This is a genomic window from Anaerobacillus sp. ABA4_114 (genome assembly GCF_056159065.1).
On sequence record NZ_JBSWUM010000002.1, the window covers coordinates 250,279 to 264,965 of the forward strand.

At 35.3% G+C, this 14,687-nt stretch carries 25 protein-coding genes; 14 read left to right on the top strand and 11 right to left on the bottom strand.

Annotated features, from left to right (window positions below):
* Positions 1 to 9 precede the first annotated feature (9 nt).
* Positions 10 to 174 carry a hypothetical protein gene (locus ACXAEY_RS22835; RefSeq protein ID WP_474815471.1) on the bottom strand — a complete coding sequence of 55 codons (165 nt, stop codon included), beginning with the start codon at positions 172 to 174 and terminating at the stop codon, positions 10 to 12.
* A gap of 127 nt (positions 175 to 301) precedes the next feature.
* Positions 302 to 1,741: a hypothetical protein gene (locus ACXAEY_RS22840; RefSeq protein WP_474815473.1), complete on the bottom strand. Its 1,440-nt coding sequence runs from the start codon at positions 1,739 to 1,741 to the stop codon at positions 302 to 304.
* A 326-nt stretch (positions 1,742 to 2,067) separates the two neighbouring features.
* Here ACXAEY_RS22840 and ACXAEY_RS22845 point away from each other — a divergent pair, with 326 nt between their 5' ends.
* From ACXAEY_RS22845 to ACXAEY_RS22865, 5 genes are all read left to right on the top strand, one after another.
* A complete protein-coding gene (locus ACXAEY_RS22845) occupies positions 2,068 to 2,214 on the top strand; it encodes a hypothetical protein (RefSeq protein WP_474815475.1) in 147 nt (48 codons plus the stop codon).
* A gap of 324 nt (positions 2,215 to 2,538) precedes the next feature.
* Positions 2,539 to 2,922, top strand: a complete 384-nt coding sequence (locus tag ACXAEY_RS22850; RefSeq protein WP_474815476.1) for a hypothetical protein — start codon at positions 2,539 to 2,541, stop codon at positions 2,920 to 2,922.
* A gap of 203 nt (positions 2,923 to 3,125) precedes the next feature.
* Positions 3,126 to 3,287, top strand: a complete 162-nt coding sequence (locus ACXAEY_RS22855) for a hypothetical protein (RefSeq protein WP_474815478.1) — start codon at positions 3,126 to 3,128, stop codon at positions 3,285 to 3,287.
* A gap of 77 nt (positions 3,288 to 3,364) precedes the next feature.
* Positions 3,365 to 4,180, top strand: coding sequence for a metallophosphoesterase (locus ACXAEY_RS22860; protein ID WP_474815480.1), 816 nt, complete (start codon positions 3,365 to 3,367; stop codon positions 4,178 to 4,180).
* A 150-nt stretch (positions 4,181 to 4,330) separates the two neighbouring features.
* A complete protein-coding gene (locus tag ACXAEY_RS22865) occupies positions 4,331 to 5,116 on the top strand; it encodes an LAGLIDADG family homing endonuclease (RefSeq protein WP_474815482.1) in 786 nt (261 codons plus the stop codon).
* Between the two features lie 69 nt (positions 5,117 to 5,185).
* Here ACXAEY_RS22865 and ACXAEY_RS22870 read toward each other — a convergent pair whose 3' ends face one another.
* From ACXAEY_RS22870 to ACXAEY_RS22880, 3 genes are read right to left on the bottom strand one after another with little or no spacing between them, the layout of a single operon-like run.
* Entirely contained in the window at positions 5,186 to 5,347 is a 162-nt protein-coding gene (locus ACXAEY_RS22870) for a hypothetical protein (RefSeq protein WP_474815484.1), read from the bottom strand.
* 59 nt (positions 5,348 to 5,406) lie between these two features.
* Positions 5,407 to 5,616, bottom strand: a complete 210-nt coding sequence (locus ACXAEY_RS22875; RefSeq protein WP_474815485.1) for a hypothetical protein — start codon at positions 5,614 to 5,616, stop codon at positions 5,407 to 5,409.
* 2 nt (positions 5,617 to 5,618) lie between these two features.
* A complete protein-coding gene (locus ACXAEY_RS22880; protein WP_474815487.1) occupies positions 5,619 to 5,822 on the bottom strand; it encodes a hypothetical protein in 204 nt (67 codons plus the stop codon).
* 418 nt (positions 5,823 to 6,240) lie between these two features.
* Here ACXAEY_RS22880 and ACXAEY_RS22885 point away from each other — a divergent pair, with 418 nt between their 5' ends.
* Positions 6,241 to 6,396, top strand: coding sequence for a hypothetical protein (locus tag ACXAEY_RS22885; RefSeq protein WP_474815489.1), 156 nt, complete (start codon positions 6,241 to 6,243; stop codon positions 6,394 to 6,396).
* 154 nt (positions 6,397 to 6,550) lie between these two features.
* Here the strand turns inward: ACXAEY_RS22885 and ACXAEY_RS22890 are convergent, their stop codons facing one another.
* A complete protein-coding gene (locus ACXAEY_RS22890; protein WP_474815491.1) occupies positions 6,551 to 7,342 on the bottom strand; it encodes a hypothetical protein in 792 nt (263 codons plus the stop codon).
* 574 nt (positions 7,343 to 7,916) lie between these two features.
* Here ACXAEY_RS22890 and ACXAEY_RS22895 point away from each other — a divergent pair.
* Together ACXAEY_RS22895 and ACXAEY_RS22900 are read left to right on the top strand one after the other, a co-directional pair.
* On the top strand, positions 7,917 to 8,093 hold the full coding sequence (locus ACXAEY_RS22895) for a hypothetical protein (RefSeq protein WP_474815493.1): 177 nt from the start codon (positions 7,917 to 7,919) through the stop codon (positions 8,091 to 8,093).
* 343 nt (positions 8,094 to 8,436) lie between these two features.
* Positions 8,437 to 8,844, top strand: a complete 408-nt coding sequence (locus ACXAEY_RS22900) for a hypothetical protein (protein ID WP_474815494.1) — start codon at positions 8,437 to 8,439, stop codon at positions 8,842 to 8,844.
* A gap of 138 nt (positions 8,845 to 8,982) precedes the next feature.
* Here ACXAEY_RS22900 and ACXAEY_RS22905 read toward each other — a convergent pair whose 3' ends face one another.
* A complete protein-coding gene (locus tag ACXAEY_RS22905) occupies positions 8,983 to 9,522 on the bottom strand; it encodes a hypothetical protein (RefSeq protein WP_474815496.1) in 540 nt (179 codons plus the stop codon).
* 189 nt (positions 9,523 to 9,711) lie between these two features.
* Here ACXAEY_RS22905 and ACXAEY_RS22910 point away from each other — a divergent pair, with 189 nt between their 5' ends.
* The 4 genes from ACXAEY_RS22910 (at position 9,712) to ACXAEY_RS22925 (ending at position 11,395) form a co-directional block, all read left to right on the top strand.
* A complete protein-coding gene (locus tag ACXAEY_RS22910) occupies positions 9,712 to 9,993 on the top strand; it encodes a hypothetical protein (protein WP_474815498.1) in 282 nt (93 codons plus the stop codon).
* Positions 9,994 to 10,079: 86 nt separating this feature from the next.
* Positions 10,080 to 10,622 (top strand): hypothetical protein, encoded by a 543-nt coding sequence (locus ACXAEY_RS22915; RefSeq protein WP_474815500.1) that lies wholly within the window; start codon positions 10,080 to 10,082, stop codon positions 10,620 to 10,622.
* A gap of 48 nt (positions 10,623 to 10,670) precedes the next feature.
* Positions 10,671 to 11,126: a hypothetical protein gene (locus tag ACXAEY_RS22920; protein WP_474815502.1), complete on the top strand. Its 456-nt coding sequence runs from the start codon at positions 10,671 to 10,673 to the stop codon at positions 11,124 to 11,126.
* A 47-nt stretch (positions 11,127 to 11,173) separates the two neighbouring features.
* The gene (locus ACXAEY_RS22925) at positions 11,174 to 11,395 is read left to right on the top strand and encodes a hypothetical protein (protein ID WP_474815504.1); all 222 of its coding nucleotides are present in this window, start codon (positions 11,174 to 11,176) and stop codon (positions 11,393 to 11,395) included.
* A gap of 111 nt (positions 11,396 to 11,506) precedes the next feature.
* Here ACXAEY_RS22925 and ACXAEY_RS22930 read toward each other — a convergent pair whose 3' ends face one another.
* From ACXAEY_RS22930 to ACXAEY_RS22945, 4 genes are all read right to left on the bottom strand, one after another.
* Entirely contained in the window at positions 11,507 to 11,770 is a 264-nt protein-coding gene (locus ACXAEY_RS22930) for a hypothetical protein (RefSeq protein ID WP_474815506.1), read from the bottom strand.
* A 201-nt stretch (positions 11,771 to 11,971) separates the two neighbouring features.
* Complete coding sequence (locus tag ACXAEY_RS22935; protein ID WP_474815507.1) at positions 11,972 to 12,280, bottom strand: hypothetical protein; 309 nt, start codon at positions 12,278 to 12,280, stop codon at positions 11,972 to 11,974.
* A 68-nt stretch (positions 12,281 to 12,348) separates the two neighbouring features.
* On the bottom strand, positions 12,349 to 12,621 hold the full coding sequence (locus tag ACXAEY_RS22940; RefSeq protein ID WP_474815509.1) for a hypothetical protein: 273 nt from the start codon (positions 12,619 to 12,621) through the stop codon (positions 12,349 to 12,351).
* 25 nt (positions 12,622 to 12,646) lie between these two features.
* Positions 12,647 to 13,114, bottom strand: coding sequence for a hypothetical protein (locus ACXAEY_RS22945; protein ID WP_474815511.1), 468 nt, complete (start codon positions 13,112 to 13,114; stop codon positions 12,647 to 12,649).
* Positions 13,115 to 13,371: 257 nt separating this feature from the next.
* Here ACXAEY_RS22945 and ACXAEY_RS22950 point away from each other — a divergent pair, with 257 nt between their 5' ends.
* Positions 13,372 to 13,989: a DUF2628 domain-containing protein gene (locus ACXAEY_RS22950; RefSeq protein WP_474815513.1), complete on the top strand. Its 618-nt coding sequence runs from the start codon at positions 13,372 to 13,374 to the stop codon at positions 13,987 to 13,989.
* A gap of 58 nt (positions 13,990 to 14,047) precedes the next feature.
* Positions 14,048 to 14,587, top strand: a complete 540-nt coding sequence (locus ACXAEY_RS22955; RefSeq protein ID WP_474815515.1) for a zinc ribbon domain-containing protein — start codon at positions 14,048 to 14,050, stop codon at positions 14,585 to 14,587.
* Positions 14,588 to 14,687 lie beyond the last annotated feature (100 nt).

Here is a 14,687-nt window from a genome sequence, read left to right on the forward strand (position 1 = left end):
TTATAACCGCTAACCTTGCCCTTTTCTAGAGCGTAAAATCTTCTTGGCGTTTAAGATTCTATCTTCCTTTGTTCGGTTTATATCGTTGGGAACGGTAGAATCTTTTACTTTTATAGGACTCGTTTTGATCATTTTGTCTGCTTGTTCGTTATTTTTCGTCCATTTTTTGTCCATTTTTATCACACCCTTTCTATATACCATTCCATAGAATAAATCCTTCACCTTATTTAACTGAATATAAAAAGAAGACTGTTGATGATGCAGTCTTCTTGAAAATATAATATCTATTCTCTTTTCGTAGTTATGCAGTTAGCGATTCTTGGTTAGTGAACAATGATAGCTGGTGTTCTAAATTTGCTTTATTCTCGCTAAATAAGGATATCTGAGTAGAATTCTCACTATTGCTGTTCTCATCGTTTGCTTCTAACATACTCCCGCCTAACAAAACATTTTTATAGTAGGAATACCACTTTCCTTTGAATAAGTCGCGTGTATGGTTGTTAAAGTCTGGCTTATGGACACTTGAAAGCATCTTCACATTGTAGTCCAGGCGTTCAAGATCAGTACCTTCTTTGGTTCTCTCTGTTGCTTGATTCGGTCCTTGCATTGTATAAATTTGACTTGCTCCCTCTTTGTTTAATTTCCTCCCATTCGTCCAGGCTTGGCTATCTGCTGAGAAGAAATCGAATTCGAGCATTAGATGGCTTGCTCCACCAAGCCAATGGAAATTTTGTAGAGGGTGTCTTTTGAAGACCTCTTGGAACAAACTGCGTTTTTTGTCCTCATTTCTCATTTTCACTGTTGCTCCGAGAGCTATTACATCATGACCTTCTTCAACTAATGTTGCTAAGGCGTTCCAATCACTTAACGTAGGGTCTTGGGTGTTACAGTGCCAAACCGGAATAGGTTTCATTCCTGTCTCCTGTTCAAGGATCCGATAGTTTTCTGCAGTTTCCTTTGGGCAGAAAGCGTCAAGGTTGAAGTAAGCATAGATGAACTCCTTGTTCCTATTAATAAACGCAGCATACTCATAAACATTTAAAGGTTTGTAATCAATTAGCTTTTTTAACCTTATTTCGTATTTCATGTGTTTTTCTGTTTTTGAGAAAGAATCGAATCCGTGCTTTTCGATGTCTTTCTCCCATTTTCTTAAGAGATTCCAAATTTCTTCTTGTTTGTTCATAACCGTAAAGAATCCGCAATCTACCAGTAATCTCATACCAGCGTTACGAACTCGCTCTTTCCACTTTCCGTTCTCCATATCGCGCAAGTAGAAATATGACATGAGGATCGTGTTTACCTTATTACGGTATAACGCGTTCCAATCATAACTAGCAGCTTTTTCTAGCCCACTGAAGTAAAATTGACACCCTTTAAGAGTTAAGCGAAGTTTCCCTCTCTCATTACTCAATACTTTAGCCATCCCGTCAAAGATAATCGCTAGTAGTCCTAATAACGCTGAGTTAAATTTGTAGATTTGCTCAAGGTCTTTTCGGATAACTGTTCTTCTATAAAAGAAATATGAAGCGCTACTTTTGATTTTGGACATAGGAATAGCAAAGGGTTTGTGGCTTTTCTCCGTCTCAATGTAGATGTTCTTTTTATCTACATCCACAATTTTATTTATCTTCCCACTGCCTGTAAGGAACGTCGTTTCTTTGGTGAATTTCTTAAAGAAATGCTTTACCAAATTCCGAGAATATTGATGTTCTTTATATCGAGTTCGCCATTGTCTATACATAATATTTCCTCCATTGAATTAAATTGTTTTTTCATATTATAATAGAACAATGAATTGAATAAATAAAAAAACAAATGTTTTATAGTATTACGAAACGTGATGCTTGAACGTTTGGAGGTAACGCATTGAATAAAAATGAGCCAACAGCAGTCATTGATATAGTGGTTTATCATAGCATGGGGTACTCACCTAGATTCATCAGGTGCCCTAACTGTGAGCAGTCAATTTCGAGGTCTTGGGATAAACCTAGATCTTGTGAAGAATGTGGTCAGTTGTTGCTATGGAATTAGGTTTGACTGTGTCTTATGGATAGAGAGGGTGAGTATATGGAAGAGAAACCACACAACGTTAAACGTGGTTCATGGTTTTCATTGGATTATTGTGAAGATTGTGGTGGTAGCGTTACTTACGATTTCTCTCTTAATAAGATATACTGCGATACTTGTGAGAACGAAGAAATCGAATGGATGTAATGGCGTATTGGTGAAGGTAAAGGATCATGAAGGCTGTCCCACATGGTCCTTAGCTTTAATATCACCTTGAGTGCCGACTATACTAAATTAGGTGCGTGGAAGTATGGTATGTGAACACAAAGAAATTGTTATGGCTAACACAACTGGAAAACCACTAAATAACGGTTATGAAGTTGATTTTGTTGTTTGCTGTAATAACTGTAATCAAGAGCTGTTTAGGATTAGTGAGTACAATAGACAGATTCATAACATTTCCAAACATTAGTGATGATAACGTACTCTATATAACTTTGTATGAAGTAACTTAACTGAAGGGTGATTAGAATGAATAGAACAGAGTTTTTCGAAGCCGTTAAAGAAGATTTTTTCGAGGAAAAAGTAGTTGAGTTTGAGGCTTTCAAGATCATGATTAAAAGTGCTTTGCCTGTATTCGGTGCTCTGGAGACAAACATTAAAGAGCTTGAGGGTGGCGGGAAGACGATAGAATTTATTGATCGTGATGAAGCTGATTTAGTTTTTGGTGGAGATGACCAGGATGTCGATGAAATAAATACGGACATGTCTACGTTTGTCATGGAATTGACCCTTAGTGAAGATGGTTATGTAAAAACGGTCGGACATGGCATTCAAGGTTTATACACTCCTGCAAATAAAGGTCTTGTACTTTTGCTAGCAAGCTTTATCGGGAAGAAAATTATAATTAAGTAAGGTCATCATATAAGAAAATCATGCAAAACGATATGAGGTGTGAAAATGGCTAAACACGATGAGTGGTGTGAACTTTGTGATGACAAAATCAAAAGCGCAGTAGTTAGAATCAACAACAGAGAATATGTTGTCTGTAATCATTGTGAAAGTCTTGCTGTGCAAGACACCGAGAAATAGCTATTTATACAGGAGGTCATTGTTAATTGAGTAATGCCGAATCTAAGGCTCAAGATATCTACGTCATGGGTACTGGTATAGTAAAGGAAGAAATTGCACCAGAGGTCATGCATATATTGGAAGAATATAACGGGTTCTATTATGATGATATTAGGATGAATGGATTTGTGTTAATTGAGAAAGCTTAACTCTTATTGATTGATAGATGGATGAATTAGTGGATAGGATACAACTTAATTCCAAGAATTGAATATGGGGGAACGGTATGAAAGTAATGGTGTGCTCGGATCCTCACTTCGACTTAAATAGTGATCTCGATCGAGATATGGTGAGAGAGTTTATTAAATTTGTTAAAACTAAAAACGTGGATCGTATTGCATTCGCGGGTGACTTATCAGGTAGCGCTGTAACAACGATGAACGTTGTTGACCTTATTGAAAAAGAAACAGGGGTTCCGGTTTCTTTTATCACTGGTAATCACGATATCTGGGTAGATATAAACCAAAGTAGCGATGATGCATATAATGAGTTGCTAAAACATCCGTCATGTTTAATAAATTCGCCTGTTAGACTAACAGAAAATACTATTTTGATTGGGTTTATGGGATGGTATGATTATTCTTTCGGACCAAAAACTATACCTAATTATCAATTCAAAGCTAAGAAGAAGAAGAAAATACGTGATGGTTCTTACGCTAGATGGTCATTAGATGATCCTTCATTTTTAGAAAGAGAACTAGATGGCGTTACCTCTATTCTTGATCAACACAAAGATAAACAAGTTATATTATTAACTCATTTCGTACCGTATTTTGACTTTTTAACGGTTTCATCCTCCAATACTGATTGGAATTTTTCTAATGCATACATGGGTGGTGAAGGTATTGGGGAACTGGTTGATCTGTACCCTAATATTAAGACATTAGTCTTTGGGCACACACATAAAAGATACGGTAATGTGGTTTATCGAGGCAAGAATATCATTTGTAATCCATTGGGTTATTTAGGTTTAGGTGAATGGAAAACGAATGACCCATCAACAGAGTTTGAACTAGTTACAACCATATTAGATGTGGATTAGTCTAAACTAATTATTTATATCCTTTAAAGGGGTTGTCGTTTTATAAACGGCAACCCCTTATTCCGCTCCCTATCATCTTATGTTTGGTGTATAATTAAATATGTAACATTATTCCAATGTGGAGAGGGTGTCAATTTGAAGAGGCGGACCATGACAGACGAAGAAATCTGTAAACGGTATCTAGCTGGAGAAACTTCAGGCACTATTGCAATCGCAGCAGGAATAACATCAAGAGCGGTAAGAAATGTTTTATATAAGCATAATATAAAAATGAATAGTGTTGGTTTTCCTAGAAAATATAGCGTTAATGAAGACTACTTTAAGGTTTGGTCTCACGAAATGGCATGGGTATTGGGTATGATTGTTTCAGATGGTTACATTGTCGATAATATCGAAAAAGCTGGTTCAATCTTTTCAATTGTCCAGAAGGATCTTACAATGCTAGAGAAAATAAGGAAATTATTACATTCTAATCACCCCTTCACAGGAAAAAGTAGTACCAGAACAGAGGGTTTAGTTATTGCATCCAATAAAATGGTAGAAGATCTTAAAAAGTTGGGTATCTCACATAAGAAGTCACTCATTATAAAAATGCCAGATGTTCCTGAAGAATTCGTGCCTAGCTTTATTAGAGGTGTTATTGACGGAGATGGTTGGGTCCAAAAAACTGGTTACACTATGAATATCACTACGGGTTCATTAGATTTTGCTGAAGGGCTCCGAAAAGTGTTTTATAAATGGAAATTACGAACTGAAGTTCGCGAATATTGTTCTAATGTTGGAACTATCTATTATCGAACATGGGTTATCGGGAAAGAATCTCTACCGAAATTAGCTAAAATCATTTATGAACACTGTGATGGCGGTCTTTACTACGAAAAGAAAAGAGAAAGGATGGAAAAGCACTCTACAGGTCAATTGGAATTTTTTCTATAAAGTAGAACAAGTAAAAAAGAGATATCACTTTAAGAATGTGTGATACCTCTTTTTTATTAATCTATTCTGTCATTCATACCATCTCTTTACGATGAAGTGGACACGATCGCTGGTCAATAGCTCAATCATAATTTCTAGCTTCTCAATGGCAGCCATTCTGCTAATATCATCATTACTACAAACATAATCACGTATATCAAGAAGTTCATTAACTATTTGCTTTTCGTTCATAGTTGAAATCCATCCTCCTCATATACCAATATCCGTTTGTTAATACGCTTTCACTTAAGTTATTCTGTTGATCTGTTGTCCGCTCCATCATTTATTTCCTTATTATTGCTTTCGTACAAGGGTATTACGGTCCCATCTGGATACCCCTTTACTAGCTTACCATCGACTGATTCATACACGATATATGTGCCATTCTCGACTGCATCCTTCATGGCTTCTTCACCAGTTCTTTTAGCATACTCATCTACCCACTGGTATTTCCGTTTCATTTTCACCCTCCCTTACCCTTTTGCTGACGTCCTCTTTTTTTATATTGTGGAGGAGTTATTTTAATAGGGTCTTCCTTAGGTGGCTCAATCTTCGGGAATGGCTTCCCCGCGTGGCTCTTGTAGAGGTCGATAAGGGCTTTTCTTATCTTCTCCTTTTTATCGCGTTCCATTATTTTCTCCTTGTATTTAGTAATCACTTCAAACATCTTCCACACCAACAACTGATATCTTTAAAAATTAAAAGGTTCCTGGTTCAAAAATATACGAATGTATCCTACTTGTTCATTGCTCGTGAAAATGTACGCTTTGTTTAAGATTTAAAAGTTCTTTATTCAAATCGTCAACGTTATTATATATTCTGTCATTTTCCACTTTATACGTTATCTGTATTCGCTAAACGGACCACCTCCAAACTTGATTGAGAATGGAAAGGAACATTATTGAGAACATTTGTTCTAATTATATCTTTTAATCATGCCTATGTAAATATTGATTAATCTGGTCGAGGCAGGTTTTTTGAAGAATTGGGGGTGTAAACTAATTGTTTAGCGTGTTTTCACTCTTCTTTTATTTTCAATGTAATATAGGAATAGGAAACTAAACTAACATATAGGAGTGGTCATGATGGAATTCAATGAAAAAGATATTAGAGTAATAAAAAGTGTCTTGGAGGAGCTTCGACTTTACCGAAACGAGGATGTTGAGCCTAGAGAAATGACTGCCAATGGTCTGTACACTGAGGAAATAGAATTAGCATATAAATTAGGCATCAAAATTTAGGTTGAGAAATTTAGAAGTCAAATGTTTGGGTATCAACTAATAGTTGATACCATTTCTTTTTAACGCCTGTATATCACAAAAAAACAATATAAAAAAGGTATCAAATCGATTAGGATCTGATACCTTTTTTTACTTGCTCTAGTTTTGGACAGACTTAGAAAGTCCAACCAAATGCTTTAACTTCAATTTCAGCAACTTGGTCCACAACATCCATAGGGATTTCAGGGTAATTAAGTTCAAACCCTGCTTCTCCGTCAGGATTTACACCTGCACTTACGCTTCCTTTTAATACTCCTAACAAACTTCCGTCTTCTGCATATAGTGCAGCAGCTAAACGGATGTCATCTTGAAGTTGGTCGGTTGTATTCTTTACCATGCCTGTTACAGAGTAAGGCATGAATTCGTCGCCTTTAGTCCCTTTTACTCCGGAAACTTCAAGCAAATTCCCATCTTTTTGTTCTGCTTTATCAAATCCAAAGTTATAGGTTGTTTCTTTATATACAGATGGATCTGTAACACCACTTAGTTGCGTAGTTGTTGTAACAAACGCTTTTTCTCCAGGTTGTACAATTTCAGGAACGGAATAAATAGCAGGCTCTGTCCCTAGTACACTATCGTCGCTACCTTTGAATGTCATCTGAGTCTCGCCTATATTTACAGGTATTTCCCCATTATTGACATAAACAGCAGAAGAATGGACCCACACGTTGTCAATGGAGTCTTTCCATGCGCCACCAGTAGAAGTTTCAAGTTCTAGTTTAGGAGTTCCAGCCTCTTCCTTCTCTTCTTTTTCATCATTCTTTTCTTCGCCATTTCCAGCTGCTTCATTCGAAGATGAAGACGAAGAATCGTTCGATTTAGTTTCTCCAGCATAATCGTTGCCACTGCAAGCTGCCAGTACGACACTTAAACCGATCGCAAAACATATAAGTGATAATTTTCTCACCTTAAATACTCCCCCTTGGAAAAATTAAGAGCAATTCTTTTAAGCAGAATATGTATTATGTTAAGAGATTGCTAACTATAATTTACCATATTCCTGGTGGTATTGATATGAATATTTATGAATTAGGAGGAGAAGATTCTGGAAAAACTCTGGATTTGCTTTTGATGATCTATATTACTCAGTCAAAGGTTCATTATCTCTAGTCTGTAAATTGTTTTTCTACAATCAGGTATTGAGAGGGTTTAGTGGAAGGTCCAATCCTACTATTATCTCATATCATTTAAGTGTAAATACTTCCTGCCTTGGAAGTAAATGTGGTATAATATATGTATATAGCCCCCTTCCTCTGGACGATCTGTTTCATTCGTCCAGATTTTTTTTACAAGTTTTTAATTCGTAGGGATAAATTAGGATTATTTTTCACATCTATGTTTCGCTAGTATCCTAGGCGGGAATGTCAGAAAAGGTGTATTCACCTATAGAATAATGATCTTTATTGCTTATTACGGTCATGGAAGTACATATCTAAAGAACGAATATTGTATGGAAGTACGACAGACATCCGGAGGGTTTAATGACTACGTGGAAAACAGAAGTAGAAAAAATAAAACAATGTGCTCAAAGTGATGAGGAAACATTGACACAACTGGAAGATTTGCACCATATAGCTAACAAACTAGGTTTTTATGATGCTGGGGACGTTATTGGTTTGATTGTTGATGAAAACAAAAATAAAGGAAAAGATAAATAGTAGATAACAAAGGCATTACTGAGATATTAACAACTCAGCAATGCCTTTTATTTTTGCTTATAGGAAATAGTATTTAATCCTCCTAGCTCACCCTCCTACTGTTCGTCTTGAAAGGAAAACAGGTACGTAGGAAGAGGTTAGTTCTATCAATTTGCAACAAGTAGGACCAAATAAAGAAATTTAGTTTTTACTACTGAAGAGCTTTTGGGAATAAGCTCTTTTTTATCTTTGGTTAGCAGATTTTAGTATAGTTAGGAATTTTTTGATATTATTAGGATTAAGAGACAATTTACTCTCTTAACAATACTGATACTCATGTGATTTGGGTCTAGGAGGAGTAATGGTGAATTCTTACCAATACGGAGAAGATTTTCATGTTGATATTGAGCTGGATAGGGAAAAACACGGATTAAACAGATGGAATTATGATATTTATAAGGGTGAAGAATTAATAAGCTCTGGCACATCAAGAAATCTAAGGGCTGCTGAAGAGAAAGATGCAGTTATCGAATTGCTATTAGAGGATTTCTTTTCTGAAGATGAAGATGAAGAAGGTCATGCTACAATGTCCATGGAGCTTGCTATGAACTTGATTAACGAAAAAGAACATAAGATTGGATACCATGACCTTATGTTCGTCCTTACTACGCTAAGGGATAATGCAGCTGACGATCAGGTTTACCATATGCTAGATAGCGTTGTTCAGACGGACTGGGAAGAAAAGTTCAAAAAAGATACTACTAAAGAATAATCAGATCAACAGAAAAATAGTTAGAGTGAAAATATGCAACATTCAGTAGAAAGAGCACTGGTACCACAAGGAACCAGTGCTCTTTGTTATACGATATCTAGTTCGTATTAAATATATGATCTCTATCGTCGCAGAAGATTAATCTTCCCCGCTGTTCATTGTTTTGTCTGCTTTATCATACCACTGTTCGTGATATTTCTTTATGTAAGGTGAAGCTTGCTGCTGTAAGTACCGGTGCTCTTTTGAATTATTTGACCCTTCTTTTATTTCCCAGTCGCTATCGTGATAACTAAATTTCCACTCAGCTTCCACGTTGCTATCATAGGTTAATTTATAATGGATCCCATCCTCAACATAATCATGCTTTATTTCAGCGTTATGGTCTTTTTCGCCATTACTGACTAATAACAACTTAATGATTCTTTTCGTTTGCTTTCGACGATTCATTGATGCAATCAAAATATTAATAGTAATGGCTATCATTATCAAGATGCTACCTGTTAAATAAGCCTCTGGGTGTTCTCTATTCTCGTCATATAGATATATGCCCATATATATGGTGGCAAGAGTGGTAAAAAGGATTAATTGGAAGGCTGAATAAGAATTCATTCTGGAAAGTGCCCCTATCCTCTTCCCTTGTATGTGTTTTGATCTTTGCTGTAACTCTTTAATGGTCATTCTAACTCGCTCCTCCCTTGAATGGTCTTACACATTCTATAAATTATTTCCGTGTAAAGGAAGGGATAAGAATACCTTTCTCGTAACCTTTTTCACCAACCAATTAAATTCGTATTACCATGTATTTAAGAACAAATTATTATGCTAGTTCGTACTATGTACGGATTAAGCGAGATTGGAGAATGCGAAATGGAACTGAAAATGTATATGGTTGGGTTACGTTGTGTAGGAAAAGCAGAAAATACTGGTTGTGAATGTACCAGTGTGGTGCCAGAAGATATCAATAAAAACTTTAAGGAGATTTATGGATTTGATTTCAGCGATAACTGCCATTACGACATCATTCAAGCAAAAGATGAAAGCGATCTTACTCTAGACGAGTGTTTAAAGAAGCAGAACGCTACGGAATATGAAAATGCTATCGGTATTTGGATTGCTCATGAAGTGATCGGTGAATTCCCCAGCATTTAAGCTCTTTACCTCTTTTGAAGAGAGTTGCTATCAAACGCTATAGGTAACCAAAAGGATTGAAACAAAACACAAAAAGGAGAATGATTATGATCAACCCCATTACATTCAACATTCGCTCTTATATGCCTAGCTTCGTGAAGGATGCAGAATTAGAAGATGAAGGAGTTCGTTCCATTTTCGGATTTGATAAAAATTCAAACGAAGAAGTAAGATTAGACTTTTATGAAGATGGCAGAGTTTATCATATTGAAAACGACCCTGATCCCGATTGTGAAGCGGATGTGAAACCAGAAGAATTAATTTGGGTACCAGAACATAGGGTTAGAATTGAATTTAGATTTAGTGATTACATGAAGCTGCCTTCAAATAGAGAATTAGGTGACCTGTATGGTTATAACGTTAAATTTAGCGATAATCTCTTTAGAAAATCAGGCTATCAAAACGAGTGTTACATTAAACGCCACTATGATTTTTGGTATGTAAGTGACGTTGTTTTCACTAACGAATCGAACAAAGGAAAAGAAGTTTACTATTATAAAGAAATCTTTAAAACGGTCTCAAAGGAAGAGGCTATGAATGTTGCTAAAAAGCACTTGATGGACAACTACCTAAAGCACAAATTGGGTTAATCATGACAGATAACAAGATAAGAAATTGAACATTATGGAGGTTCCAACATGTCAAAAACGCAAATTGAAAAATCTATCTCATATAAGGAAAAGAAAGTAAAAGAGTTACAAGAAATGATTGTTCAGCTCAATATCGGAATCAAGAATGATCAAAAGGAGCTAGCAAAAGCTAAGGAGCTTGAAAAACAAGAAAAAGAAAAAAAGTTCTTCAAAAAGTACGGGGTTCTGGATTACGACAAGAACAACCCTGAAACTAATAGATTGGTAAATCGTTTATTCATCTTGTTTAATAAAGAAGCTCAGTTTGTTAGAGTTTCAAATCTAAAAGATTTTGCTAGTTATAGCGATTTCGAAAAATCTCTCAAAGAAGAAAAGTTATATGGACACGCTTTAACTAGTTTCCAATTACGTTCAACTGAATTTTATGATTGGGACCTTAAAGACCAATTGGTTAATTTAGATTGGAATTTAAATAGTGATGGGACGATCGATGGTGATTGGTAAATGAACCCGTCTATCACTCATGTTTAAGAACGGAGAGGATAATATTGTTGACCAGGGATGCATATATGAATGAAGCGGAGCAAGAATTAGGTAAAAGAGACTTCGCTTACATGAAAGCTAGTATAGACAATGAGTATTATGAAGTGGTCTCTAGAATGGCTAAAAAAGGGATAGCGATCAGTCAGAAGGTTTATGACAGTCTAACTGATGGGCAGAAATATCATTTTAACAAGCATTATAATCATCGTAACGATCTAATCAGGGACTAATCATTGGATGTATTAATAAGTTCTAACAATAAAATAAAAAGACAATAAGATTTGTAAGCAGAAGGTATATTCACTTCTGCTTTTTTATATCTATTTGTGACTTGCACTTTATCATTTTGGTTTATTTACAATTTCTAAATCTGTTTTCTTTGTAGCTTTTTGGATTTCAGAAAGAAGCGGATCGAGTATATACTTAGGAAATCTTACAAAACGAGTTGTACCCTTTTTTTGGATGAGGATTCGTTCTGTATTTCTTATAAATGTACTAAAGTATTCTACTCCCCTTGGGTCTGTTAACTTATAGTCCCCTGCTGATGAAACTCTTTTTATTTCCCAACCTCTTATTTCGATACTTCCCCATTTACTATTATTCATTTTTATCTGCTCCTTTTTTAACGTGTTCCATATAGTTCTCAATATCTCCTAAGCAACACCCAAATAGAAATAAAAGAAATTTCAGAACTATTCACAGGAATAATACTAACATACCCCTATGGGTATTAAAAGCGTTTGTTTTCTTTTGGTGGTCAAGTGAAACGATAAAAAAAACAAAAAAAGAGCCTCGAAGTACGAGACTCAATTATTTTCTTCTACTGTCACGATATATTCATTTCCCTCGTATTCAAAGGAGCTTTCACCTAAGAGAGAATCACTTGGTTCTTCGACATCTACCTCATGACCATTCTGAAACATAACAACATCAACGTAGGGAGAGTTTCCGTTGCACACTTTAACGTCAACCTCGATGTCATTATCGAACTTCGCTGTATATCTTTCGAAAGTATAGATGGATTTGACCTCTTTCACAGCTTCTTCACGGTCTAAAATATCTTGTAAGAATTTGGCTTCCTCTTTAGGAATTTTGATAGTACGTTGGTATCTCATGTTAGTTCCTCCTGGCTTCATTTTTATTTGTTCAATTGCAAAAAACATGAAAATCATTCTGCAGTTTTTTATGCTACTTCGTCAGCTGAAACTGTCCTCATGCTGCCACCACATTGCTCGCATGTGTTTGTATCCTCCTGCATCTCATCACAACTATTGCAGATGTAAACAACATCTTCCCACTCTGTCCAATACGTTTCATCACCTGCATGGAACTTCTTTAGGTATTCATTTCTAGTCATGTTTTTTTCAAGACATTTATCGGAGCAGTAGTAAGTTTCTCCTCCATCAATACAATAGCCTTCACTCATTTTCTTTGTGCATTGTGTACATTCTGGCATAGTAGATCCTCCTAGTTTTTTATTTTTACTTGTTATACAAAAATGCTTTTCTATTTTGTTCGGGTAAGTTTTTCCCCAGGTCTTTTACAGCAGGGAGGTTTAGAGACGTTGTTATGAAGTCTGCGTGGTCTCGGTGTGAATATGCGATAATTTCATCGTGTTCTACGCTCACAAACCCTACTAAGTTTCCACTTTCCATCCATTCATTTGCTTGATGTAAGTTTGTATCGTCAAGTTCATGGAAAGAGTAATCAGGGAATTCTTTAACACCATTGCTGGACTCAGATTTGTTTACTTTTGTTGCTTCGCTGTCATTCCTCTCTTCAATGGTAGGATTAGGTATCGTTTTGGCTCCTAATTTGCTCTGTTCTTCCAAGATACTGTCTAATTGTTTTTCAAACATGATGTTCAATTCTTCCTTCACTTTTTCCGATAGACAGGGTTTGTTGACTTTAATTACTTTGTACGACGGTTCATTGATGTACTCTTCCATTTTGATCACTCCATTAATAGATTTTATTCTTAAATGAATTGTAAGATAAATTTTAAAGTTAAGTTAAAAAACCATAAATATTTTTGTATATAAGAGTCGTCCATTTAAAGAAAGTTACATATAAACTAGACGACTCAAAATGTCTATTTGAGCTCGCCAATAGTCAATTATTCATGTTTATTGACAAAGTGGTAGTCCTGGTTAGTATTTGATAAATACAAATTTTAATTAAATAGATACTGGAGGTGTTAAACAAGATGTGTTCGAATTGCGGGGATAAACTTGAATCGGAAAATGATCTTTGTGCCCAATGCAAAGAAATGTCAGTTCCTGAAGACAGTAATAAAGAAGATAGAATGAAAAAGAAAAATACTAGCCGAGATTCAGAAGATGAATATGAGCAACTTTTAATTGTTGCGACAGGTAATAAATATTCCTTCTACAAAGAATCTTGGTCTAAAATTTCAAATTCTAATATTCTTTCGTGGAATTGGGCACCTTTCTTATTTTCTATATTTTGGTTAGGGTATAGGAAAATGTATATGAATGTAATTTTATTATGTGCAATTTTTCTATTCGCCGACTTTTTACAATATATAATTTACTATAACTTTGATGGTGTAAAGGTAGACGCTATAACATTTTTTCTTAATCTTGCAACAATTCTATCGCTCGGAATTTTAGGGAATTGGATTTACAAATTGCATATTGAAAAGTTCATTAAGACGTCCAACCTAGAAGGAGTAGACAAAAACCATAGACTTAGGTTACTACAAGTGAATGGAGGTGCTAGTTGGGTAGGGATTCTTACAGCTCTAGGAATATTCGTTATATACGCAATATTATCTTTGTATCTTTTCCCTATTCCGATGTAATGTTTTAAGAGTTCAAACTACTATAGAGGTTGTATTTTTAAATAAATGGGGTGAATTAATGTTTTGTACAAATTGTGGTGATGAAAATCATTTAGATTCTAAGCATTGCTCTAATTGCGGAAAACTATTAGGGGAATCTGCGAATAACCAAACAAATGATATAACTAATAAATATCATGGTGAGGATAACAAGGATGACAACGGGATAGCAAAAATAAATAGAGATAAAATATGGTTTAGTTGGGTATCTGGTATTTTAGGTGTGTTACTGGTTGTTGTTGTGTTGATAGAATTAAAACCCTTTAATGATGAAGTGGATAATATTTATATGGTCGAGGGTGGTGCATATCAAGCCTATCCCACAATAACAATAGGAGAAGCTTTTGGTAATGCTTTTGAAGATGAGGAATGGATCAACGTAAATGATAACTCACCTTATGATGTGGTGAGATTTAAAGGGATACGTGACTCATACGAAATACAAGTAGATTTCGTTATATTAGAAGAAACTTTTGAAATGAGCTCCATAAAGGTTAATGGTAATAAACTTGATTATATGCAAGAATCTGAACTAATAGATGCTATTTTTTCTAATTAAAACAGCAAATACATGCAAAAACTTCTCTTTCTCATAAAGGTGATAACTCAACAACCGCAAGATAATGACCCATTATCTTGCGGTAGTTCATGAGCATGGT